Annotated in this window: 19 protein-coding genes and 1 pseudogene; 9 read left to right on the top strand and 11 right to left on the bottom strand. The window is 70.9% G+C overall.

Annotated features, from left to right (window positions below):
- Positions 1-25: 25 nt before the first annotated feature.
- The 4 genes from JOD67_RS11475 to JOD67_RS11460 form a co-directional block, all read right to left on the bottom strand.
- Positions 26-1072 (bottom strand): nucleoside hydrolase, encoded by a 1047-nt coding sequence (locus tag JOD67_RS11475; protein WP_205117423.1) that lies wholly within the window; start codon positions 1070-1072, stop codon positions 26-28.
- A gap of 54 nt (positions 1073-1126) precedes the next feature.
- Positions 1127-1507 carry an MmcQ/YjbR family DNA-binding protein gene (locus JOD67_RS11470; protein WP_205117422.1) on the bottom strand — a complete coding sequence of 127 codons (381 nt, stop codon included), beginning with the start codon at positions 1505-1507 and terminating at the stop codon, positions 1127-1129.
- A 161-nt stretch (positions 1508-1668) separates the two neighbouring features.
- Positions 1669-3945, bottom strand: a complete 2277-nt coding sequence (locus JOD67_RS11465) for a xanthine dehydrogenase family protein molybdopterin-binding subunit (RefSeq protein ID WP_205117421.1) — start codon at positions 3943-3945, stop codon at positions 1669-1671.
- Positions 3942-4463 carry a (2Fe-2S)-binding protein gene (locus JOD67_RS11460; RefSeq protein ID WP_205117420.1) on the bottom strand — a complete coding sequence of 174 codons (522 nt, stop codon included), beginning with the start codon at positions 4461-4463 and terminating at the stop codon, positions 3942-3944. The genes JOD67_RS11465 and JOD67_RS11460 overlap by 4 nt, the downstream gene beginning before the upstream one ends.
- A gap of 236 nt (positions 4464-4699) precedes the next feature.
- Here JOD67_RS11460 and JOD67_RS11455 point away from each other — a divergent pair, with 236 nt between their 5' ends.
- Positions 4700-5623 carry a hypothetical protein gene (locus tag JOD67_RS11455; RefSeq protein ID WP_307782362.1) on the top strand — a complete coding sequence of 308 codons (924 nt, stop codon included), beginning with the start codon at positions 4700-4702 and terminating at the stop codon, positions 5621-5623.
- 82 nt (positions 5624-5705) lie between these two features.
- Entirely contained in the window at positions 5706-6482 is a 777-nt protein-coding gene (locus JOD67_RS11450; RefSeq protein ID WP_205117418.1) for a maleylpyruvate isomerase family mycothiol-dependent enzyme, read from the top strand.
- Here the strand turns inward: JOD67_RS11450 and JOD67_RS11445 are convergent.
- Positions 6472-7092, bottom strand: coding sequence for a Type 1 glutamine amidotransferase-like domain-containing protein (locus tag JOD67_RS11445; protein ID WP_205117417.1), 621 nt, complete (start codon positions 7090-7092; stop codon positions 6472-6474). The two genes, JOD67_RS11450 and JOD67_RS11445, sit on opposite strands and share 11 nt — an antisense overlap.
- Between JOD67_RS11445 and JOD67_RS11440 the strand changes: the two genes are divergently transcribed.
- Positions 6975-8129, top strand: coding sequence for a sigma-70 family RNA polymerase sigma factor (locus tag JOD67_RS11440; protein WP_307782361.1), 1155 nt, complete (start codon positions 6975-6977; stop codon positions 8127-8129). The two genes, JOD67_RS11445 and JOD67_RS11440, sit on opposite strands and share 118 nt — an antisense overlap.
- Here JOD67_RS11440 and JOD67_RS11435 read toward each other — a convergent pair.
- The 4 genes from JOD67_RS11435 to JOD67_RS11420 all read right to left on the bottom strand — a co-directional run bounded on the left by JOD67_RS11435 (position 8126) and on the right by JOD67_RS11420 (position 11488).
- Positions 8126-9547, bottom strand: a complete 1422-nt coding sequence (locus tag JOD67_RS11435; protein ID WP_205117415.1) for a hypothetical protein — start codon at positions 9545-9547, stop codon at positions 8126-8128. The genes JOD67_RS11440 and JOD67_RS11435 overlap by 4 nt on opposite strands.
- Positions 9544-10119, bottom strand: coding sequence for a SigE family RNA polymerase sigma factor (locus JOD67_RS11430; RefSeq protein WP_205117414.1), 576 nt, complete (start codon positions 10117-10119; stop codon positions 9544-9546). The genes JOD67_RS11435 and JOD67_RS11430 overlap by 4 nt, the downstream gene beginning before the upstream one ends.
- A 49-nt stretch (positions 10120-10168) precedes the next feature.
- Positions 10169-10909 (bottom strand): MBL fold metallo-hydrolase, encoded by a 741-nt coding sequence (locus tag JOD67_RS11425; protein WP_205117413.1) that lies wholly within the window; start codon positions 10907-10909, stop codon positions 10169-10171.
- A gap of 180 nt (positions 10910-11089) precedes the next feature.
- Complete coding sequence (locus JOD67_RS11420) at positions 11090-11488, bottom strand: RidA family protein (RefSeq protein WP_205117412.1); 399 nt, start codon at positions 11486-11488, stop codon at positions 11090-11092.
- Positions 11489-11547: 59 nt separating this feature from the next.
- Here JOD67_RS11420 and JOD67_RS11415 point away from each other — a divergent pair, with 59 nt between their 5' ends.
- From JOD67_RS11415 to JOD67_RS11400, 4 genes are all read left to right on the top strand, one after another.
- Positions 11548-12114 (top strand): GNAT family N-acetyltransferase, encoded by a 567-nt coding sequence (locus JOD67_RS11415; RefSeq protein ID WP_205117411.1) that lies wholly within the window; start codon positions 11548-11550, stop codon positions 12112-12114.
- A complete protein-coding gene (locus JOD67_RS11410; protein ID WP_205117410.1) occupies positions 12111-12581 on the top strand; it encodes a GNAT family N-acetyltransferase in 471 nt (156 codons plus the stop codon). Before JOD67_RS11415 ends, JOD67_RS11410 begins: the two co-directional genes overlap by 4 nt.
- A 22-nt stretch (positions 12582-12603) precedes the next feature.
- A complete protein-coding gene (locus JOD67_RS11405; protein ID WP_205117409.1) occupies positions 12604-15186 on the top strand; it encodes an ATP-binding protein in 2583 nt (860 codons plus the stop codon).
- A gap of 83 nt (positions 15187-15269) precedes the next feature.
- Positions 15270-16091: a class I SAM-dependent methyltransferase gene (locus tag JOD67_RS11400; protein WP_205117408.1), complete on the top strand. Its 822-nt coding sequence runs from the start codon at positions 15270-15272 to the stop codon at positions 16089-16091.
- Here the strand turns inward: JOD67_RS11400 and JOD67_RS11395 are convergent.
- Complete coding sequence (locus tag JOD67_RS11395; protein ID WP_205117407.1) at positions 16088-16639, bottom strand: dihydrofolate reductase family protein; 552 nt, start codon at positions 16637-16639, stop codon at positions 16088-16090. The two genes, JOD67_RS11400 and JOD67_RS11395, sit on opposite strands and share 4 nt — an antisense overlap.
- A 56-nt stretch (positions 16640-16695) precedes the next feature.
- Between JOD67_RS11395 and JOD67_RS11390 the strand changes: the two are divergent.
- Both JOD67_RS11390 and JOD67_RS11385 read left to right on the top strand, forming a co-directional pair.
- Positions 16696-17637 (top strand): annotated as a pseudogene (locus JOD67_RS11390) (sigma-70 family RNA polymerase sigma factor); the annotation flags it as partial.
- Positions 17638-17706: 69 nt separating this feature from the next.
- A complete protein-coding gene (locus JOD67_RS11385; protein WP_205117405.1) occupies positions 17707-20871 on the top strand; it encodes an AfsR/SARP family transcriptional regulator in 3165 nt (1054 codons plus the stop codon).
- On the opposite strand, the gene JOD67_RS11380 is transcribed toward JOD67_RS11385, so the two are convergent.
- Positions 20868-21812, bottom strand: a complete 945-nt coding sequence (locus tag JOD67_RS11380; RefSeq protein WP_205117404.1) for an AraC family transcriptional regulator — start codon at positions 21810-21812, stop codon at positions 20868-20870. The two genes, JOD67_RS11385 and JOD67_RS11380, sit on opposite strands and share 4 nt — an antisense overlap.
- Between the last annotated feature and the right edge of the window lie 3 nt (positions 21813-21815).

Below are 21815 nucleotides of genomic sequence, written 5' to 3'. Positions count from 1 at the left end.
GTCGAGGTCAAGTACCGCCCGGGCGTCAGCCGCCGTTCAGAACGTTGCGGAAGACGTTCTCGAAGCGGGCGCCGTCAGCGGTCGTGCCGACCAGCTGGGGTGTGCCGTTCGGTACGTCGATCGTCCGTCCGGACGACGCGCCCTCCAGCACGACGTCGACGGGTCGCAGCCGGTAGGTCACGGTGTCGTCGACGATCGAGGAGGCGGCGAGCGCGTCCCACCAGAACATGATGTCCAGCTCGATCAGCGGCGGCATGTCCGGCTGCGTGACGATCGAGTGGACGAGCTTGGCCTCCACGGTCTTGGCGTTGGCGCCGAGTCGGTCGATGTACTCCTGGGTGATCAGGACATGGTTCGTCGCGTCCAGCGGAACGATCCGTACCCGGCCGTCCGGCATCGTCTCGTAGACCGTGTCAGCGGCGATCGGGTCGATCCACTGGTTGACCTCCTGGGTGTTGTCGAAGCCGCCGGTCGTCGAGCCGAACAGGTTGCCGCCGACGTCGAACGCGCCGCCCATGACGTAGAGGCGGGCGATCTTCTGCGGAACGCGCGGGTTGGAGCTCAGCGCGGTGGCGACGTTGGTGAGCGGGCCGGTCGCCAGGACCGTGACGTTCCTGGGCGAGGCGAGGACGGTCCGGGCGATCAGCTGCGCGGCGGTGTACGGCGCCGGCCGGTAGGGGATGCCGGCGTCGTCGAGGGCGCCGGTGAGGACGCGTTCGAACGTCTCGCGCGCCTCGGGCGGGGCGGGGTGGACACCGTTCGGCGAACCGTCGGCGACCGGGACGTTCGGCAGCCCGCAGCGCTTGAGGATCTGGCGTGCGTGGGTGAGCGAACGGCCGGCCGTACCGATGCCGTTGTCCACCACGGTGACGGCGCGCAGCTCGATGCGGCGCTGCTTGTGGGCCTGGCAGAGGAACGCGAGCGTGGACGCGTCGTCGAAGTCGAGGTCGCTGTCGTACACGACGGGGATCGGTCTCGGGGTGGAGCTGACCGGCTCGGCCGACGCGGTGCCCAAGGTGCCCGCGGCGCCGAGCGCGAGCACCACGACGATCGTACGAAGGAAGCTCAGCATGGGCCGAGAACTTACGGATCGGCGATGGCATATCGATGGCGCGAGCTTGTCTCCTCAGCCGGCGTCGAACGCCTTGACCAGGGCCTTCGGGGCCTGGCACCGCCACGCGTCGGTGAGCAGCTCCTCAAGCTCGTGGACGTCGATGGCAGCCAGCCTCACGAGCACCGCGGGGTAGCCGTTGTAGTGCGGCTCGGTGAAGTAGATGTCCGGCTCGGCGGCGATCAGCTCGTCGCGGTCACCCACGCTGGCCGTGCGTACGGCGAGTACGGCGGGCTGCGGGACGCGCGCCTTCTTCGGCTCGAGCCGCTCCAGCCACACCCACGCGATGCCCTTCGCCTTGCCCTTGGTGAGCACGGAGAACCCGAACCGGTCGTCGCCCTCCGACACCTCGGGCAGCGAGAGCGCGATGCGGCGCACATCGTCCTGCGTTGCCATGCGGGCAAGCATGCCAGCCGTACGCCGCCCCCCGATTGGAGAAAATCGCCCGCCCTCAACCGCTCCCCCGCCGCTCTCCCCCGGCCCCGGTGATCATGTACGTGATCATGAAGCCGGACCGGTCGTATACGCACAGTTTCCCTTCATGATCACGTACATGATCACGGCGTGAGCTCGGCCAGGGCGGCGAGGACGCGGGCCGGGGTCATCGGGAGGGTACGGATCCGCGCACCCGTCGCCGCGTACACGGCGTTCGCGATCGCCGCTGGCATCGGGTTGATCGCCGGCTCGCCCGCTCCCCACGCCGGCTCCTCCGGGCGGTCGATGAGGATCGTCTCGATCGTCGGCACCTCGCTGAACCGCAGCACCGGGTACGACGACCACACCACGCTCGTCACCCCGCGCGCGTCCAGCTGGACCTCCTCCTTCAACGTCCGGCTGATGCCCTGGATCACGCACCCCTCGATCTGGTTCCGCAGCCCGTCCGGGTTGATCACCAGCCCGCAGTCGTGCGCGACCACCACCCGTCGCACCCGCACCACGCCGGTCGCGGCGGCCACCGAGACCTCGGCGTACACGGCGACGTAGGTGAACTCCGTCTCGTACCGCGCGAAGGCCAACCCCGCCCCGACACCCTCCACCGTTGGCCGCGTCGTCCACACGTCCCTCAACGCCTCCATGACTGCGAGGGCGCGCGGGTCGTCGAGCGAACGCAACCGCAGCTCCAGCGGATCCACCCCGCCGGCCACCGCCAGCTCGTCGACGAACGACTCGTTGGCGAACGTGTTCGAGAACCCGCCCAACGACCGCAACGCCGTCGTGCGCGGGAACCGGTAGCGCAACGGCGCTTCGGGCTGGTTGGTGGTGCCGACCGTCTCGAACGACCGGACCAGCCGCGCGACCAGCCGGTTGTTCGGGAACGCGTACGTCACCGGCGCGTTCCGCCCGCCCGAGTTGCCCGCGGACGTCGGCAACGACGCCGGCAACGCGCCGGTCAGCAGCCCCGCGAGCACGGTGCCCGGCGATCCGTTCGGCCGCGACCCGTGCGTCGGCGTGTAGAGGTTGTGCTCCCAGGCGACGATGCCGCCGTCGGTCACGCCGCCGCGCAGGTCGTGCGCCATCGCCGGGCCGAGCGGTTCCCAGCCGTGCTCGTTCTGCCGGCTCCATTGCACGCGTACGGGCTTGCCGGCAGCTCGCGACAGCAGCGCGGCGTCGGCCGCCACGTCGTCGGCGCCGTTGTGCCCGTAGCAGCCGGCGGCCTCCTCGTAGATCACGTGCACGGCGGCGGGCGTGAGCCCCAGCAGCGCAGCGAGCGTGTTGCGCAACGCGTACACGCCCTGCGAGCCCGACCACACCGTCACCTGCACGCCCGTCTTCCGGTCGGGCGTCGCGCGCACGTCGGCGATCGAGCAGGACGGACCCATCGCGGCGTGCATGTGGAACGGCGTCTGATAGCTCGCCTGCGTCGTCACCGCCGCCGAACTCAGCGCCGCGTCGACATCGCCGACCGACACCTCGGTCACGGTCCGGTAGTGGTGGGCCGGGTCGCGCAACGCCTGGTCGAACGTGTCCTGCGCGACGAGCGGCTGCCCGTCCTCCCACACCACGACGATGCCGGTCGCCGGGGCCGCGGCCTGGATCGCCGCCCACTCCGTCATCGCAACGACGCCGACGAAGTTGCCCTGCTGGACGACGTCCACGAAGCCCGGGATCGCCTGTGCCTTGGTCAGCGACTCCGGGGTGATCGAGACGAACCGCGCGTTGCGTCCGTTCGGCCGGATCACCCGACCGTGCAGCATGCCGGCGAGCCTGACGTCCTGGAGGTAGGTGAACCGCGCCGTCACCTTCTCCGGCAGGTCCACCCGGTCGACGGACTGTCCGACCAGTCGGTAGTCGCCGGCCGCGGCGAGGGGCGCGTCCGGGTCGGCGGCGAGCACGATGTCGGAACGGGCCAGCAGCTGCGTGTACGTGATGGGCCTGCCGTTCCCAGGCGCGGAGAACGAGCCGTCGCGCGCGACGAGCTGCGTCGCCGGGACGCCGAAGTGCTGCGCGGCCAGGCCCAGCAGAGCGTGGAACGCGGTCGCGGCTGCCCGGCGGAGCTGCGGTCCACCGTTCTGGATCGTCTTGCTGCCGGCCGTCGTTCCCTGGTCCGGCGTGAGGCGCGTATCGCCTTGTGCGTAACGGACTTCGGCGTTCGTGAGGCGAAGCTCCTCGAGCACGATCTGCGTCAACGCGGTCTGAACGCCGGTGCCGAGCTCGACCTTGCCGCTGTGAATGCTGATCCCGTGCCGGTCCAGCAGCAGCCAGGCAAGCGTGGTGTCGTCGATCTGGATGCCGCGTCCCGGCGCTGCGTTGGCCGTGGGTGCGAACGCGAACGAGACGGCCAGCGTGCCGGCACCGGCGAGGAACCCGCGCCGGGTCAGCTCAGCGGTCCTCACAGCGCCACCTCCGCGGCCTTGCGGATGGCCCGCATGATCCGAACGTGCGCGCCACACCGGCAGATGTAGTTGAGCGTCGAGCCCTCTGCCTCGCCGGACAGGAACGCCGCGATCTCCTCCTGTGTGGGCACGGTGGTGTTGCCGGCGGCTCGGCGTTGTCGCAGCCAGCCGAGCGCGCCCATGACGATGCCGTTGATGCAGTACGCGCACTGGGCGGCCTGCTCGTCGATGAACGCCTGCTGGATCGGATGGGGATGCTCCGGCGTTCCCAGCCCGTCGAGCGTCTCGACGTTCGCGCCCTCGGCGACGGTACGGAGCGGGGTCACGCAGGAGCGGCGGATCTGGCCGTCCAACAAGACGGTGCAGGCGCCGCACTGCGAGACTCCGCAGCCGAACTTCGGGCCGTGTTGGCCGAGCGCGTTGCGGAGGACGTACAGCAGCTGCTCGCCCTCGTCCGGGACGGTCACGGTGCGGTTCTCGCCGTTGAGGTTGAGGTTTCGGGTCAGCGGTGTCGACACGAGCGGCTCCCTTGGGCAGGCCACGCCATCACTTCGGGCCACGTCGGCGGCGGTGCGCGAGTTCACGAGTCAGCCTCGGGTGACCGCAACCGGTCGGATCTCCGTTGCTCGACGTAGCTTTCGCCCGCGCGCCTTCGGCAATTCATCGGTGCGGTGGCCGTCGTTTCGACGGCGGTTCGACGCTGGCTTGTCGCGGGGGCCCGTTGTTTCTGTGTCTGCTCGAGAGGAACGAGATGGTGTCCCGCAGGAAGCTCACCACGAGCGCGCTCGTCGCCGCACTGTCGCTGGTCGCGCTCGGCGCGTTGGGCCCGGCCTCGGCCGCGGTGCCGGCGGCGGATCCGGTGCCGGAGTTCACCGCGACGCTGAAGGCGACGTACCCAGCGTTCGACGCCAACCAGGGCGTGGCGGTCGACGACAAGTACTTCTACGCCGTCAACAACCAGACGATCACCAAGCACTCGCGCTCTACTGGCCAGCCGCTGCTGCAGTTCGCCGGCGCCTTGGACGGGCCGATCGAGCATCTGGACAGCGGCGTGGTCTACCGCGGGAAGCTCTACGCGGCGCACTCGAACTACCCGGAGTGGCCGATGGAGAGCTCGATCGAGGTGTTCGACACTCGGACGATGCGGCACGTGCGGACGTTCGCATTCGGCATCTACCGCGGCTCGCTGACCTGGCTGGATCACCACGACGGGTTCTGGTGGGCGACGTTCGCGAACTACAACCGCGTGCAGGACGGGCAGACCGAGCCGTACGGGAAGACGTACAACACCCAGGTCGTGAAGCTGGACGACGAGTTCAACGCACTGCAGTCGTGGACGATCCCGAAGGTGATCCTCGACAAGTTCGAGCTGATGTCGAACTCGGGCGGCTCGTGGGGACCGGACGGCCGGCTGTGGCTGACGGGGCACGACCTGCCGGAGGCGTACGTGATGCGGCTGCCGGTGGCTGGCGGCGAGCTCGAATGGGTGGCGACGGTGCACGTGCCGGGGATCGAGGGCCAGGGCATCGCCTGGTCGGACGCCGGGCGCCGCTCGACGCTGTTCGGGATCTCGCGCGACAACGCGGTGGTGCGCGAGTACACGGTGCCGTTCGGTTCGATCGAGGACCCGGCGAAGAAGTACTGGGAGGTGCTCGGGCCGGGCTCGTTCCGGCAGTAGTGCCAGCGCGGCGCCAGCGCCGTGCCACCGATTGCTGACAGGGTTGCCGCGACGTAGCTCAGCAAGTCATGGAGGCACAGCGATGGACACGTCCGCGTACCTGAACGCGGTGGTCGAGCAGACGAGCATCCTGGCCGACTGGGTCGAGGGCAGGGATGCCTCGGCCCCGGTGCCGACGGCTCCGAAGTGGACGCTGGCCGACCTCGTCGACCACGTCGGCGCGACCCAGCGGATGGTCGCCCTGCTCGTGGGTCAGCGGATGAGCGAGCCCGCCGATGCGTTCGCCGGTTATGTCCCGGCCCCGACCGACTCAGCCGAGTGGGGCGCCTGGCTGAACGGCACCGCGGCCGAGGCGATGCGGGCGTTCGAGTCGGTCGACGATGCCACGCCGGTCTGGGATCCGTCCGGCGCCGCCGCGGGCGTGCCGTTCTGGTCACGTCGGTTGTTCGGCGAGGCTTGCGTCCATCGCGCGGACGCGGCTGCGGCGCTCGGCACGCGGTACGAGCTGGCGCCGGAGCTTGCGGTGGGGGCGATCGAGGACTGGCTGGACACGATGACTTCCGACGGCTACTGGGAGAACCGGCCGGACTTCGCGAACGCGTTGCGCGGCGACGGCCAGACCCTGCACTTCCACGCGACCGACGCGCCCGGGGAGTGGCTGGCGCGCCGCGAACCAGACCGGGTCGCCCTGGAACGTACGCACGCCGAGGCGGACGTCACGCTCAGCGGCCCAGCCTCCGACCTCCTCCTCGTGATCAGCAGGCGCCGCCCGTTGGGCGAGGCTCCTCGCTTGGAAACGCGGGGCGATCGGGCACTGCTCGACCTCTGGATCGAACACATGGACTGGGTCACCGACTGACCCCGCGCTTGTCCTCCACTGGTGGAAGGACGGTGAGGTCGACGGGGCCGAGAGAGGTGGTCTCGGCTCCGTCGACCTTCGCCATCGCGTCGTCGGGGATGCCGAGGATGTCGCAGGTGGGATAGGCCTGGCGCCAGGGCTCGATGTCGTACTGGCCGAAGTGCGGGGCGACGACTGTGTTCGGGAGCCAGCCCCACAGGGCGAGCGGCTCGGCGCCGGCGAGCATGCCGGCGCCGAACACCGCGGCGCCCGCGCTGCAGCCGGCGAGGACGGCGCCGTTGTCGTACGCGGACCGCAGTGCCGCCAGGGCGGGCGTCCCGCGCGTGACCTCGACCAGCCGGAGTGGCGAGCCGCCGCCGATCAGCACGAGGTCGGCCGAGGCGAGCCGCGAGACGACGGCCTTGTCGTACGCGTCGTCCCGCGAAGCCAGCCCGGAGTCGTCCAACGGCACCGGGAAGTGCCCGCGCAACCCGTCGAGCAGCGCCGCATCCGGTGCCTCGAGGGCGGCCAACAGGGCTACGGCGCGGGTGGGGCGGGTGGGGCGGCGGCAGGCGCCGAGGATCGTCTGTTCGTGCGGTGCCGGCGAGGTGCTGTAGAGGAACAGGGGCATGCGACCGATTCCTTTCCGTGCCGCTCGGGGTCCCTACGGTAGGACCCACCACGAGCAGGAGCCGAGCCATGCCGACCGCAACCGAGCGCGACGACTTCGTCCGGAGCACCGAGCCGTACCGGCGGGAGCTGCTCGCGCACTGCTACCGCATGCTCGGCTCGATCGACGACGCGGAGGACGTGCTGCAGGAGACCTACCTGCGGGCATGGCGCGGGTACGGCGAGTTCGAGGGCCGCGCGTCGCTGCGTACCTGGCTGTACAAGATCGCGACAAACGCCTGCCTCACCGCGCTCGAGCAGCGCGGCCGGCGCGCGTTGCCGTCCGGGCTGGGCGCGCCGAGCGACGACCCGGACGCCGAGCCCGTACTCCTCGACGCCGACTGGATCCAGCCGCTGCCGACCGCCCTCGTCGCGAACGACGCGCAGGACCCGGCGAGCATCGTGGCGTTCCGCGACAGCCTCCGGCTCGCGCTGATCGCGAGCCTGCAGTACCTGCCCGGCCGGCAGCGTGCCGCCTTGCTGCTGCGGGAGGTCCTCGCCTGGTCGGCGAAGGAGGTCGCCGAGACGCTGGGTACGTCGACCACGGCCGTCAAGAGCATGCTGCAACGAGCCCGCGCCAAGCTCGACGAGGTCGCGCCGACAGCCGAGCTGGTGGAGGAGCCCGAAGAGCCAGAGCAAAGGGCGCTGCTCGAGCAGTACATCGCCGCGTTCGAGAACTCCGACCCGAAGACCATCGAACGCCTGCTGCGCGAGGACGCGACCCTGGAGCTGATCGGCTCGAAGGCCTGGTACCAGGGTCGCGCCTCCTGCCTGCCGTACCTGACCAGGCACGCGCTCTTCACCAAGGGCGACTGGAAGATGCTGCCGACGAGCGCGAACGGCCAACCCGCCGCAGCAGCGTACGTCCGCGCCGAGGACGGCACCCACCAACCCCTCGGCATCGCCGTCCTCGCCGTCGCGAAGGGCGGCCTCCAAGGCATCACCGTCTTCCCCGACCCCACCCTGGTCGAGCGCTTCGGCTTCCCGAAAGAGCTCTAGCGAACGGGCTCGTAGATCGCGATGTAGGTCATCCCGGTCTTCGGCTCGCCCTGGACGAACCGAAGACTCGCTTCTCCCGCGGGATGTGGCCACTGCCCCTGCAAGAGGAAGCCGTCCACGTCTGTATCGGACGTGGCCTGGTGCTTCAGCCCCACCAGCTGGAGCTCTCCGAACTCCCCGATCCCGGCCGATCCGTAGCCGACCACGAACGGAGTGTCCGCCGGGGTCGGGATCGTCAACCGCTTCTGGGCATCAGCTACCGCGGTCCGGACATCGACCAGCCGATAGTCATAGCCGCGATAGTCGACCAGCGTTTCGATCTCGACCGACGAGTCACCTGCGACGAGCCTTCGCTTCTCGCCGTCCTGGTAGACCCCCACACCGATCCGCGCGCGCCCAGCGACAGTCTTTCCACGCCCGTCGACAAGGCGGACCGTGACCGTGTTCGGCTGCCCCACCTTCACGCCTGGCCAGCCCTCGCCAGCCATGCCTGCGGAGACCGCGAGTCCGCCGACCTCACGCCGCTCCAGGTGACATCCATGGAAGTACTCACTCTCGACACCGTTGATGCTCACCTTGACCGACTGAGTTCCGTCACCATGGCAGAACGGCGCGACCCGCACTTGCTTCGACGACGGCGTGAACTCGAAAGCCAGCGTGTTCTGCGCAGGCGCACCGATCCTTGCCCCCACCAGGCTTCTGCCGCCCACCTGGCTCCGGTATCGGAACCCGTCGTTGACGTAGTCGTCCGGACTCGCCGGCGGAGTCCGCCTCGGCATCGGATCCTGTTCGGCCGGCGCAGGTGTGTAGAGGCCGACCCCCATCACCGCGGCGCGATCGCCGACGAGCTTGCCGTCGAGAGTCTCGACTCGGAGCGTCACGGTCGAAGCGCGACCGGGGCGAGCGATGGTCCACAGTCCGCTGTCGGCGGAGTAGGTGGAGGAACCGTGCAGTTCCCTACCAGAGCAGGCCGTGCTCGAGACAGCCAAGCCGTCGATCGTGATCTCCAACACGCTGTCGTCCGGGTTGTCGGCCGAGCAGACGCCCGCCACCGTCAGGGCGTCCGCGCCCGGCGTCCACTCGAACGTCGTCTGGGTCTGGCCCGGGTTACCGACGAAGGCCTTCTGGAGGGTCGCCCCTTCCAGATGCAGGGGGAACCGCACGCCTTCCGCGACGTAGTCCTCGGTCGGCCCTGGAGACGGGGACTTGGCGGGCTCCGGCGAACTGTCGCGGGTCAGGTCGGGCAGGACGCCTACCGCGACCGCTACCAGCGCGACCACCACGACGGCGGAGCCGGCGACGCGACGGTTGCGGCGAGTTGTGCGGATCTTGCGCTGGACGCCGGGAAGCAGGTCGACGCCGGCTTCGGGATCCTCGGCGCGATGGGCAAGTTCGGCCCGCAGGTCGGCGAGGTTCATCGCGTGCCCTCCTTGCGGGTGTCGGTCTCGATCAACGCGGGGTCGATGCGCAGCTTGGCTAACGCCTTGTGGGTCTGGCTCTTCACGGTTCCGACCGAGCACTCCAGCAGCCGCGCGGTCTCGGCCTCGGTCAGGTCCTCGTAGAACCGCAGCACGATCACCGCCCGTTGCCGCCGCGGCAGTCGTTGCAGCGCGGCCCAGAGGTCGGTCCGTTCCTCGAACGAGGCCCCAGCAACGACAGTGGTCTCGGGCACGGAATCGGTCGCCCGTTCCCCGTTCCACCGGCGCCGCCACCACGAGGCGTACGTGTTCACCAGCACCTTGCGGACGTACGGTTCCGGGTCACTCCCCGAGATCCGCGACCACGCGAACCACACCTTCGACAGCGCCGTCTGCACCAGGTCCTCGGCGAGACCGTGGTCCTGGGTCAGCAGGTACGCCGTCCGCAGCAGGCGCGACGTGCGGGCGGCGACGTACGCCTCGAAGCCCTCGGCTCCGGACCCTGCCTCCGGCACAGGCGCCCCCGTTCGGCCGACGCCCGCCAGCGTCAGGCTGCTGTCATCGATCGTCACACCGTGGCAGACCGGCTGGCCTCCCGCGATGGTTGCCCGCCCGCGCCAACTAGAAGTTCAGCACCAGCCCGCTCTCGGCCAGGGCCAACGGGCCGGTGTATGACGCCGACGCCTCGGCGAGGAACGGCTCGCGCGGGTCCTCCGGCCACAGGTGCGTGAGCAGCAGCCGCCCCACCCCCGCCGAAGCGGCGTACGAACCCGCCTGCCGGGCGCTCGACAGCCACCGCGCCGAGTCGTCCGGCACCACGTCGGCGTGCGTCGCCTCGGCCAGGAACACGTCCGCGTCCTGGGCCAGCGCCACCACCAAGTCGCTCGGCCCGGTGTCGCCCGTGTACGCGAGCACCCGCCCGCCGGCGGTCAGGCGGAGGCCGGCGTTCGGCGTGAAGTGCGGCAGGTCGAACGTCGAGACCGCGAACGGCCCCACCGACAGCGCCTCCCCCGGCGCGAACGGGCGCAGCGCCACAGCCGACGCAAGCATCCCCGGCCGGTCCAGCGCGAGCACCGCGTCCAACGCATGCGGCGGCGCGTACACAGGCAACGAAGGCGCCGGGTCGTCACACAAGGCACGCGCCCGCAGCAGCGGGTTCAGGTCGGCGCAGTGGTCCGGGTGCCCGTGGCTGACGATCACCGCGTCGACCGCCGACGCCGGCAGGTACGACAACAGCCGCGGCATCGTCGCGTACCCCACGTCCACCAGCAGCCGGAACCCGTCGGCCTCGACCAGAAACCCACTACACGCGGAACCAGCGGCGGGATAGGCACCGCACGCACCCAGAACGGTCAGCCGCATCTAGGTCGTGTCTCTTGAGTAGCGTCGGTCATCGCGCTCCGCGCGATGGCGCGCGGCGCATCGCGCCCGGCTGGGCGTGGTGCAGGAGGAATTCATAGTTTGTCCTCTGGGTGACGATCTGGACCGCGGCCAGGCGGGATGCGAGGTGTCGCGCGTCAGGCGATAGTCAAGAGGCACGGCCTAGAACGACACCGCGATCGCGTCCACCTCGAGCAGCCAGGCCTCGGAGTAGATGTCGGTGATGATCGACGTGAACGCCGGCCGATGCCCTTGCAGGACCTCCTCCAGCACCTCGCCGTGCGGCGCCCGGTACGCGCGGTCGGACAGATACACGGTCAGCTTGGCGAGGTTGTGCACGGTCATCCCCGCCTCGGCGAGCACGGCGAGCAGGTTCGCGTACGTCACCCGCGCCTGCGTGGGAAAGTCCGCCGGAACGTTGCCCTCAGTGTCCGACCACGGCACCTGCCCGCTCACGTACAACGTCCGCCGAGCCCCGGTGACGAGCGCGCCGTGGGTGAACGTGGACGTGGGCGGCGGAAGGACGGACGGGTTGACGGCGGTGATGCCGGCCTCGGTCATGCGCGAATTCTCCCCTTCGTCGGCGTAAGTCGAAGTAAGCAGCGCTAGCCTGTCGCGCGATGCCCACTTTCGACTACTCCGAATTCCCCACGCTGCGGACCGAACGCCTGGTCCTGCGCGAGCTCCGGGGATCCGACGCCGAGGACCTGTTCGCTGTCCGCAGCGATCCGTACGTCCAGCGCTACAACTCCGTTCCGCACACCGATGTCTCCGAGTCCGCCGAGATGATCGAACGGCTCACGGAGCTCTTCGCCAAGCACGAGTGGATCCACTGGGGCGTGGCACTGCGGGAGAACGACAAGCTGATCGGCCTCTACAGCCTCGGCTGGAACGAAGGACACCGGCGTGCCGAGATCGGGTACGACCTGAACCGTGCGTACTGGGGCAAACGACTCGCCAGCGAAGCCCTCGGGGCGATGCTCGCGTTCGCCTTCGACGTCCTCGAGGTCAACCGCCTCGAGGCACAGACGATCGCGGACAACCACGAGTCGACCAGGCTGCTCCGCAAGTTCGGCTTCCAGCTCGAGGGCGTACGCCGCGGGTACTCCCTGGAAGAGGACGGCGAGTTCCACGGCGGCGCGATCTACGGCCTGCTGCGCAGCGAGTACGAAGGCGGCCAGGCATGAGTGACGTCACCGTCCGGCGCGCAACGACCGCGGACGTGCCGGGTTGGCTGGACTCGAGTGCGGCGCTGTTTGCCGAGGACGCCGGCACGCGGGACGAGACGATGAATGTGCGATTCCCGCACGAGCTGGGCGTCGACGGGTACGCCGACCTGCTCACGAAGCCCGAACGGCTCGTCCTGGTCGCGGACGCCGGCGGGAAGATCGTCGGACACCTCACCGGCGTCCTGACCGAGCCGTCCGCGATCCGCCCCGTCCGCATCGCGACCCTCAGCAGCCTGTACGTCCGCCCCGCCCACCGCGGCCAGCACGTCGGCGCCGAGTTCGTCCAAGCGTTCCGCGCATGGGCGAAGGAGCAGCAAGCGGACCGCATCGCCGTCACCGCGTTCGCGACCAACGAAGCGGCGATCAGGTTCTACGAACGACAGGGATTCGCCCAGTACACACTGACGTTGGAGACGACGCCGTAGCAGGCGTGCGAACATCGCAGGTATGGCCGTCCTGGAACGCGAGCACGAGCTCGCGGTGCTCGCCGAGGCTGCCCGCGGGGCAGCCGAAGGGCAGGGACGCGTCGTCCTGATCTCCGGCGAGGCGGGCATCGGCAAGTCGCGCCTCGTCCACGCCGCCCGCAGCCGGGTCCCCGCCGAGGGCAGGGTGCTCGTCGGCCACTGCGACGACCTCGCCACCCCGCAGATCCTCGGCCCCTTCCGCGACCTCGCCAACGCGGTCGGTACGGAGCTCGCCACCGCGCTGCGCGGCGCCGACCGCGACCGCATCCTCACCGCGCTCCACACCGAGCTGCAGTGGGCAGGCCACCCCACGCTGCTCGCGATCGAGGACATCCACTGGGCCGACGACGCCACGCTCGACGTGCTCGGCTACCTGATCCGCCGCGTCCACCAGCTCCCCGTCGTGCTGCTCCTCACCTACCGCGACGAGGACCTGACCACGAACCACCCCGTCCGCAGGGTGCTCGGCCAGGCCGCCGCGAGCGGCGCCTCGCACCAGCTCCCCCTCCGCAGGCTGTCCAGGGACGCCGTCAAAGACCTGGCGACAGGAACCGAGCTGGACGCCGACGAGGTGTTCGCGATCACCGCGGGCAACCCGTTCTTCGTAGGCGAGGTCATCGCCGCCGGCGACGCCGAGGGCGTGCCCCGTTCGGTCGTCGCCGCGGTGATGGCGCGCGTCCACACGCTCGACCCGGACGTACGCCAAGCCGTCGAACAGCTCGCCGTCCTGCCGACCGCGATCGGCCGCTGGCTGGTCGACGAGCTCGTTCCGGGCGGCCTACCGACCCTCGCGAACGCCGAGGAACGCGGACTGCTCACCGTCACACCGCAACGCGTCGCGTTCCGGCACGAGCTCGGTCGGCGCGCGATCCTGGACGGGCTGCCCGCGATCCGCCGCATGCGCTACAACGCCAACGTCCTGGCAGCGCTGGAGAAACGGCCGGAGAGCGATACCGGACAACTCGTCCACTACGCCGCGAGAGCCGGCGACCACCAGGCGATCGCCCGCTACGGCCCGGCCGCGGCGAGGGACGCGGCCCGCACGGGCGCCCACCGCGAGGCGGTCGCGCACTACCAGCTCGTCCTCGACCAGGCCGACGACTTCGAGCCGGCAGAACGAGCGCAGCTGCTGGAGGACTACGCGGTCGAGTGCTACACGGTCGGCCGGAACGTCCAGGCCGCCGACCTGCAGGAACGCGCGATCGCGGTACGCCGCGAGCTCGGCGACGACCTCGCAGTCGGTACCGGCCTGTGGTGGCGGTCGAGGATGCTCAAGCTGGCGGGCGACCAGCACGGCGCCGAGGTCGTCGCGGAGGAGTCGGTCGCGGTCCTGGAGAAGCTCGGCGAGGGCCACGAGCTCGCGCTCGCGTACACAAACCTCGCCGCCCTCCACCTGTTCGCCCACCGGTACGACCAGGCGCGTCCGCTCGCCGAGCGCGCGATCGACCTCGCCCGTGCGACCAGCGACCAGGTCACGTTGGCGCACGCCCTGAACGCGCTCGCGGTGTGCCGCTGGGACCTGCACCTCGGCGACGGGCACGAGCTGATGGAGGAGAGCCTGCGGGTCGCGCTCGAGGCCGGCGCGCCCGATCCCGCCTGCCGCGCGTACGCCAACCTCGCCTGCGGCATGGTCGACCGCTACCGGCTCGACGAGGCCGAGCAGTACGTCCGGTCCGGCCGCGAGTTCGCCCAACGCGTCGAGCACCTCGGCGCGCTGACCGCGATGACCGTCCTGACCTCGCGGATCCACCTGGGCCGCGGCGAATGGGACGACGCCGAGCGCACGCTCAGCCGGATCTCGCGGACCGAGCCCATGCACGGGTCGATCGCGCTGATGGTCCTCGGCCGGGTCGCCGCGCGGCGCGGGGCCACGGCAGCGGAAGGCATGCTGGCCACGTCCGTCGCGCTCAGCCGGAAGACCGGCGACCTGCAGCGCATCGCCTGGTCCGCCGCCGCGGCCGCCGAGGGCGCCTGGCTGCGGGGCGCGTACGACGAGGTCCAGGATCTCGCGCGCGAGCCGTTCGACGAGGCGTTCGGCGTCCGCGCGACCGTGCTGTGGCCGGAGCTCGCGTACTGGCTGCGCCGCGCCGGCCACCAAGTGGAGCTGACGACCTCGGACTCCCCGTTCGCACTGCTGCTCGACGGCGACTGGCGCGGTGCCGCCGAACGGTGGCGGAGCGCCGGCTGCCGGTACGAGCACGCGCTCGCGCTGTACGAGAGCGGCGACCCCGGCGTCCTGCTCGAAGGGCTCAAGATCCTCGAGGACCTCGACGCGAGACCGCTCGCCCAGCTGACCAGGCTGCGGCTGCGTGACCTGGGCGTCTCCCACGTTCCGCGCGGCCGGTCGACGACCACGCGGGAGAACCCGGCCGGCCTCACCACCCGCCAGCTCGAGGTGCTGCGGCTGCTCGCGGAGGGCCTCAGCGACGCCGAGATCGCGGGCCGGCTGACGGTGTCGGTACGGACGGCGAGCAACCACGTCGCGGCCGTCCTGCACCGGCTCGAGGTCCGCAGCCGCAGGGACGCCGCGGAGCTGTGGACAAAACTGAGTAGCAGCTCATCGTGATCTGAGTAGCGACAGCTCACGCGGACGCACGCGACCCGGACGTAGAAAGGATCCAGGTCAGTGCGAGTTCAGGGGGATGAGCCATGACCAGTGTGATCAGTCGTGAAGACACGAGAACTACGACCACCGACGAGTGGGACGTTGCCGACGACGGCTGGGGGCGCCGCGCGGTCGACTTCGCCACCCTGAGCGAGCCGGGGAGCTGCCGGGAGTTCGTCACGCTCCACCACCGGCTGGACATCTCGCTGGGCGAACGGCTCCTCGACGTGTCCTGCGGGTCAGGGCTCGCGCTCGAGCTCGCCCGCGTGCGTGGCGCCGAGTGCGCGGGCATCGAGGCCTCGCACCGCCTCGTCGCGATCGCGCGGGACCGCAACCCCGACTCCGACCTCCGCGTCGGCGACGGGCACGCGCTGCCGTGGGACGACGAGAGCTTCGACGTCGCGACCAGCTTCCGGGGGATCTGGGCGTCGACGCCGTCGGCGATCCGCGAGGTGCACCGCGTGCTCGTACGAGGCGGGCGCGTCGGCCTCACGACGTGGGGCCAGCTGCGCCGTTCGCCCGGCACGTGGGCGTACACCCCGTTCCGGATCGCCGACGTGGGGCCGTTCGAGCACGAGGCCTCGCTGGAACTCGGCACACCGGGCGCCGGCGAGGAGTTCCTGACCCGGCACGGTTTCGTCGACGTGGAACGATTCGACGTCCCGATGGTGTGGGAGTTCGCCGACCCGTACACCTACGCGCGCACGCTCGCGTCGACCGGACCGGCGTACGAGGCGATCGAGAGCATCGGCGAGACCGCGTTCATCGAAGCGGCGATCCACCAGGCCCAGAAGCTCGTCCGCGACGGTCTGCCGCTCCGGGCGCCGATCGACGTCGTCGGGTACGTGGCGCGCAAGCCGTTCTAGGTCCGGTAGGTCAGGACGAGTGCGCCGCTCGCGAGGCGACGCACGTCGGTCAGCGTCTGCTCCTGGCGCGCGTACGTCCCGCTGAACAAGGGCGTTCCGCCGCCCTGCAAGAGCGGGTTGACGATGAGGCGCAGCTCGTCGACCAGTCCCTGGCCCGTCAGCTCCGTCGCGGCGTTCGCGCCGGCGAAGAGGGCGAGATCCTTGCCTGGTTGGGACTTCAGCTTCACCACGTCGTCGACGGTGACGAAGTGGCTGTTGTTCCAGTCGCTCTGCCGAGCCGTCCGCGAGAGGGCGTACTTGGGCAGCTCGTTCATCAGCCGCGCCGTCTCGCGCTGGGTCTCGGACTGAGCGGTCTCGCCGGCCGTCGGCCAGTACGGGGCGAGTCGTTCGAACGCCACGCGCCCGAACACCATGCCGTCGATCGAACGCAGCGTGTCCAGGATGAAGCTGTCGAACTCGTCGTCGGCGAAGTGCCAGTCGATGTCGCCGTTCGCGTCCTCGACGTAGCCGTCGAGCGTGACGTTGATCTGCAGGAACAGTGTGCGCATGGTGGTTACCCTTTCGGTTGGTCTTGTAGGTACGGACAAACGAGCGCGTCGAAAGTCACCGGAGGAGGTCAGGTTCTTTGTCGACTGCCACCGAGCACGAGTTCGAGCCGTACCGAGGCGAGTTGTTCGCGCACTGCTACCGGATGGTCGGCTCCGTGCACGAGGCGGAGGATCTCGTGCAGGACACGTTCCTGCGCGCGTGGCAGGCGCGGGACGCGTTCGAGGGTCGAGCATCGGTGCGTACGTGGCTGTACAAGATCGCGACGAACGCCTGCCTGAACGTGCTGGGCTCCGCGCGCCGCCGGGTGCTGCCGATGAGCTTCGAGCCGGAGTCCGACCCGGCCGATCCCGTGGCGATGCGGTCGGACGTTCCGTGGCTGGAGCCACTCCCGGGCGGGGAGCTGGACGAACGCGACAGCGTGCGGCTCGCGTTCGTCGCGATGGCGCAGACGCTGCCGCCCCAGCAGCGCGCCGTGCTGTTGCTGCGGGACGTGCTCGGCTTCCGCGCCGCGGAGGTCGCGGCGATGCTGGACACGACGACGATCGCCGTCAACTCGAGTTTGCGCCGAGCCCGTTCCGCGCTCGACGACAGCTCGATCTCGTCCGTTCCCGAGCCCTCCACTGCCGCGGACCGCCGGCTGCTCGACGCGTACGTCGCGGCGTGGGAGGACAAGGACGTGCCCGCGATCATCGCCCTGCTGACGTCGGACGCCGTCTGGGAGATGCCGCCGCTCACCGCCTGGTACCGCGGCCGGGCAGCCATCGGCCACCACCTCACCCACCGCTGTCCGGTCAAGCCCGGCGAGGCCACGCTCGTCCCGGTGGTAGCGAACGGCCAGCCCGCCTTCGCCACCTACGTCCGCCGCCCGGACGGCACCCGGCACGCGCAGTTCCTGCAGGTCCTGGAGGTGGGTCCGACCGGCATCGAACACCTCTACGCGTTCAGCGATCCGGCCGTCTTCGCACTCTTCTCTTTGCCCGCTGCTGACGAAATCTGACAGATAGCCCCGGTATCGTGGCCGAACGCCGGGGGCTGGGCGAGGCGGGTGCGGGGGCGAAAAGTGGACGTGTCGTTGCGGGTCCTGGGGCCGTTGCAGGCCTTCCGGGACGGACGAGACGTCACCCCCGCGGCCGGCAAGCAACGTACGGTCCTCGCCCTGTTGGCTCTCAACCCCGGCGTCGCGGTCCCGGCCGAACGGCTGATCGACGACCTCTGGGGCGAGTCCCCCGTCGGCAACGCCCGCGGCACGCTGCACGCCTACGTCTCCCGGCTGCGCAAGGTGCTCGGCGACGACGTGATCGTGACGAGCAGCGGCGGCTACCGGCTGGATCTGGCCCACGCCGACGTCGACCTGGTCGCGTACGACGCCGCCGTCCACGCGGCGGACGAGGCGGAGGAGGCGGGCCAGCCGGAAGCGGCGCTCGAGCTGCTCCGGTCCGTCGCCGAGCGATGGCAGAGCGAGCCGCTGACGAACGTTCCGTCCGACCCGCTGCGGCAGCGGGTGGTCCCCGGCCTGCTCGAACGCCAGCTCACGGTGATCGAACGCAGCGCCGAGCTGGAGCTCCGCCTCGGCCGGGCGGCCGAGGTCGTCACCGCGCTCCGCGGCCTGGTCGACGAGCACCCGCTCCGCGAGCGGGCGTGGGACGTACTGATGCGCGCCCTGTACGCCGCCGGCCGCCCGTCGGAGGCCCTCGCCGCGTACCAGCAGGCGGCCGAGACGTTGGCGAGCGAGCTCGGCGTCGACCCGGGCGAGACGCTCCGGCGTACCCACCAGGCGATCCTCACCGAGAGCCTGGACTGCGCGCCCGATACCGACCCTGCCGCCGTACGGCCGGAGACTCCGCACGAGCTGCCCGTCCGCCCGGCGGGTCTGGTCGGCCGGCAGGGACAGCTGGAGCAGGTGACGTCCTGGCTCGCCGACCCCGACACGTCGCCCCTGGTGCTGATCGCCGGGGCGCCCGGCGTGGGCAAGTCGGCGTTGGCCGTCGCGGCCGCGCACCAGGCGAGCGCGCGCTACCCGGACGGGCAGCTGTTCGTCGACCTCCGCGGCTTCTCCGCCGAACGAGCCCTCACCCCCGCCGACGTCCTGCCGCGCTTCCTGCGGGCGTTGGGCGTGCACAGCCGCCGGATCCCGGTCGACGTGGACGAGCAGACCGCGCTGTACCGGTCCCGCCTGGCCGGCCGCCGCGTGCTGGTGGTGCTGGACAACGTCGCGACCGTGGACGTCGTACGTCCGTTGGTCCCCGGCTCCCCGGGCAGCGCGGTCGTGGTGACGAGCCGCAACACCCTCGAGCCGCTGGTCGCGCTGGACCGCGCCCGGGTCGTGCTGCTCGACGTCCTCTCGGCCGACGAGGCCCGTCAGGCGCTGGCCGACCAGGTCGGCGAGGAACGCGTGGCCGCCGAGCCTTCCGCGGTCAGCCAGCTGGCGGAGATGTGCGGCCACCTGCCGCTCGCCCTCCGCGTCGCCGGCGCGAGCCTCGCCACCCGGCCGCCGTACGCGATCGCCTCGCTGGTCGAGGAGCTCACGCTGCTGGAGGGCCCGGACTCCCTCGTCCGTACGTCCTTCGCCACGTCGTACGCCGCTCTCGACGACGACACCAGGCGGGTCTTCCGGCTGCTGGGCCTGATCCCCGGCCAGGACCTCACCGCGGAGTCGCTGGAAGCGATGACTGGAGCCAGCCCGCGCCGAGCCCTGGCCACGCTGACCGCCGCCAGCCTCGTCGACGAGCAGCGGGACGGCAGGTACCGCGTGCACGACTTGCTCCGCCTCTACGCCCGCGACCGCGCGGACGCCGAGAACGCCGAGGCCGACCGCGAGGCCGCGCGGCGCCGCCTGTTCGACTGGTACATCGCCAAGCTCGACGCGACCGCCAACCAGCTGTCCGGTCAGCACAGCCGCGACCGGCCCGCGAACGCCGGGCCGTGGAGCCTGGAGCAGATCGACCGCGAGCTGCCCAACCTGATGGCCGCCGTGCACGACACCGCGACGGAAGGCCCGTACGAGCTCGCCTGGGAGCTGGCCGACGCGCTGCGGCCGTACCTCTCCACCCGAGCCCGCTACGCGGAGTGGAAGATCACGATCGACCTGGTGACGCCCGTCGCCGGGCAGTACGGAGACGACCGAGCCCGGGCGATGATGGCCGCGCACGCCGGCCGGCTCCACTTCAACCTCGGCGAGTTGACCGACGCCGTTTCGATGCTGGAGCGAGCGCGAGATCTCGCCGCGGGGATCGGCGACACCACGTTCGAGGCGAGCGTCCTGCAGGTGCTCGCGATCGCCCTGCACCGGCTGGTCCGCCTGCCCGAGGCGTACGCCACCTGCCAGCGCGCCTTCGACCTCCTCAGCGCTGCCGGCCACGAGAGGCAGGCCGCGGCGTTGGCCGTCGACCTGGCGCACCACGCGATGGAGCTGGGGCACCTCGTCAGCGCGCTCGAGGGGTTCGAGAGCGTCCGCGCCGAGATCGAGAGCGCGGGCGTCACCAGAACGCTCGCGGTCCTCCACGACAACCTGGCCTGGACCCAGCTGCGCCTCGGCAACCTGGACGAGGCGCTCGACCACGTCGAGCGGAATCTGCGGATCAACCACGAGATCGGCCTGGTCATCGATCTGATCAACGGCTACCTCGGGCTCGCCCGCGTCCGGCTGGACCGGGGCGAGTACGAGCTGGCCCGGGCCGCGGTCGCCCTGGCCCACGACGCCGCCGAGGTTCCCGGGAGGCGGGACCATCAGCTCGAAGTCCAGCTGACGTTGCTGGAGGTCGACCTCCGGGCCGGTCGCCCGGCCGCCCCGATCCTCGCCGAGCTCGAACGGAACGCGGACGAGGTCGCGCGTACGGAGCTCATCGGCAACGCCTGGATGCTCGAGTTGCGCACCTTGGCGAACCTCCGTACGGGCCGTCCCGCCGAGGCTCTCGCGCTCGCCGAGGAGGGGCTCGAGCACTGGTCCGGCCGGCATCCGTTGGCCCACGACGGCCTGCTCACCGCGGCGTCGGCGGCGCTCGTCGAGCTGGGTCGGTGGGACGAGGCGATCGGGTACGGCGACCGCGCCCTGGCCCGGCACCGCGAGACGGGCTACCGGCTGGGTGAGGCACGCACGCTCTGCGCGCTCGGTGACGCCCACTCTGGTCGCGGCGAACCGGCCCTCGCGCGGGAGTGGTGGACGCTGGCCCGGGACGTCTACGCCGCGATGGGCACTCAGGAGATCGCCCAGGCGGCGCGGCGGCTCCGCTAAGCGGCGCGGCGTCGATAGCGGCCGGGCGCCATGCCGTGTTGACGTTTGAACGCGTTCGCGAACGCGAACTCCGACGAGTAGCCGACCGCTGCGGCGATCGTTCCCAACGGTGCTTCGGAGTCCATCAGCAGCCGTGCCGCCGTCGTCAGCCGCCACCAGGTCAGGTACGACAGCGGTGGTTGCCCGACCAGCGTGGCGAACTTGCGGGCGAACGGCGCACGCGACAGCCCGGCCTCGCTGGCCAGCGAGGCGACCGTCCAAGGCCGCGCCGGCTCGCGGTGGATCGCCTGCAACGCCGCGGCGACGGCGGGATCGCGCAGCGCCGCGGCCCAACCGCCCGAGCCGGTCGAGCCGGTCGCCGGCTGGTCGTCGAACCAGGCCCGCAGGATGTAGAGCAGCAGCGTGTCGAGCAACGCCGGGATGATCGCGTACGTGCCGATGCGAGGGCGCTCCAGCTCGGCGCTCAGTAGGTCGATCGCGGCGCGGAGTTGTGGCTGATGTCCAAGCCTGGCTGGGAGATGGATCAGCGGCGGAAGGTCTCTGAGTAGCGGATGGGTCCGTTCCGGCTCGAGCCAGTACGCGCCGCCGAGCACCACGGTCACCGCGCCGTCGCTCGCCGGCGCGGCCGCCGTCACAAAGCGGTCGTCGAATCGCGGGTCCTCCGGACTGCACGGCTCCGGCGCGGCGGGCGTCGACGGGCTGTCGGCGAGGACGTGCTCGCCAGCCTGCGGGAAGAACAGCACGTCCCCGGCGTTCACCAGCACCGGTTCGGCTCCTTTGACGAGCAACCAGCAGCTGCCCTGCAGGATCACGTGGAATCCGGCCGCGCCCGACTCGGTCGTGAACCGCTGTCCCCACGGCGCGCGCCAGGTCACCAGCGCGGACAGCGGACGGCCGCTGCGCACCACCGAGATCACGTCGCTCAGGACGTCGAGGTCCATGCC

The sequence above is a fragment of the Tenggerimyces flavus genome (assembly GCF_016907715.1).
Lineage (GTDB): Bacteria > Actinomycetota > Actinomycetes > Propionibacteriales > Actinopolymorphaceae > Tenggerimyces > Tenggerimyces flavus.
The sequence above is the reverse complement of the archived record's forward strand: the minus strand, read 5'-3'. Positions and strand labels throughout refer to the sequence as shown.

Bases quoted from the DNA above. Each gene is read 5' to 3' on its own strand.
- JOD67_RS11475 (WP_205117423.1), bottom strand. From the start codon at position 1,072: ATGCTGAGCTTCCTTCGTACGATCGTCGTGGTGCTCGCGCTCGGCGCC.
- JOD67_RS11470 (WP_205117422.1), bottom strand. From the start codon at position 1,507: ATGGCAACGCAGGACGATGTGCGCCGCATCGCGCTCTCGCTGCCCGAG.
- JOD67_RS11450 (WP_205117418.1), top strand. From the start codon at position 5,706: ATGGACACGTCCGCGTACCTGAACGCGGTGGTCGAGCAGACGAGCATC.
- JOD67_RS11445 (WP_205117417.1), bottom strand. From the start codon at position 7,092: ATGCCCCTGTTCCTCTACAGCACCTCGCCGGCACCGCACGAACAGACG.
- JOD67_RS11435 (WP_205117415.1), bottom strand. From the start codon at position 9,547: ATGAACCTCGCCGACCTGCGGGCCGAACTTGCCCATCGCGCCGAGGAT.
- JOD67_RS11425 (WP_205117413.1), bottom strand. From the start codon at position 10,909: ATGCGGCTGACCGTTCTGGGTGCGTGCGGTGCCTATCCCGCCGCTGGT.
- JOD67_RS11420 (WP_205117412.1), bottom strand. From the start codon at position 11,488: ATGACCGAGGCCGGCATCACCGCCGTCAACCCGTCCGTCCTTCCGCCG.
- JOD67_RS11415 (WP_205117411.1), top strand. From the start codon at position 11,548: ATGCCCACTTTCGACTACTCCGAATTCCCCACGCTGCGGACCGAACGC.
- JOD67_RS11410 (WP_205117410.1), top strand. From the start codon at position 12,111: ATGAGTGACGTCACCGTCCGGCGCGCAACGACCGCGGACGTGCCGGGT.
- JOD67_RS11405 (WP_205117409.1), top strand. From the start codon at position 12,604: ATGGCCGTCCTGGAACGCGAGCACGAGCTCGCGGTGCTCGCCGAGGCT.
- JOD67_RS11400 (WP_205117408.1), top strand. From the start codon at position 15,270: ATGACCAGTGTGATCAGTCGTGAAGACACGAGAACTACGACCACCGAC.
- JOD67_RS11395 (WP_205117407.1), bottom strand. From the start codon at position 16,639: ATGCGCACACTGTTCCTGCAGATCAACGTCACGCTCGACGGCTACGTC.
- JOD67_RS11380 (WP_205117404.1), bottom strand. From the start codon at position 21,812: ATGGACCTCGACGTCCTGAGCGACGTGATCTCGGTGGTGCGCAGCGGC.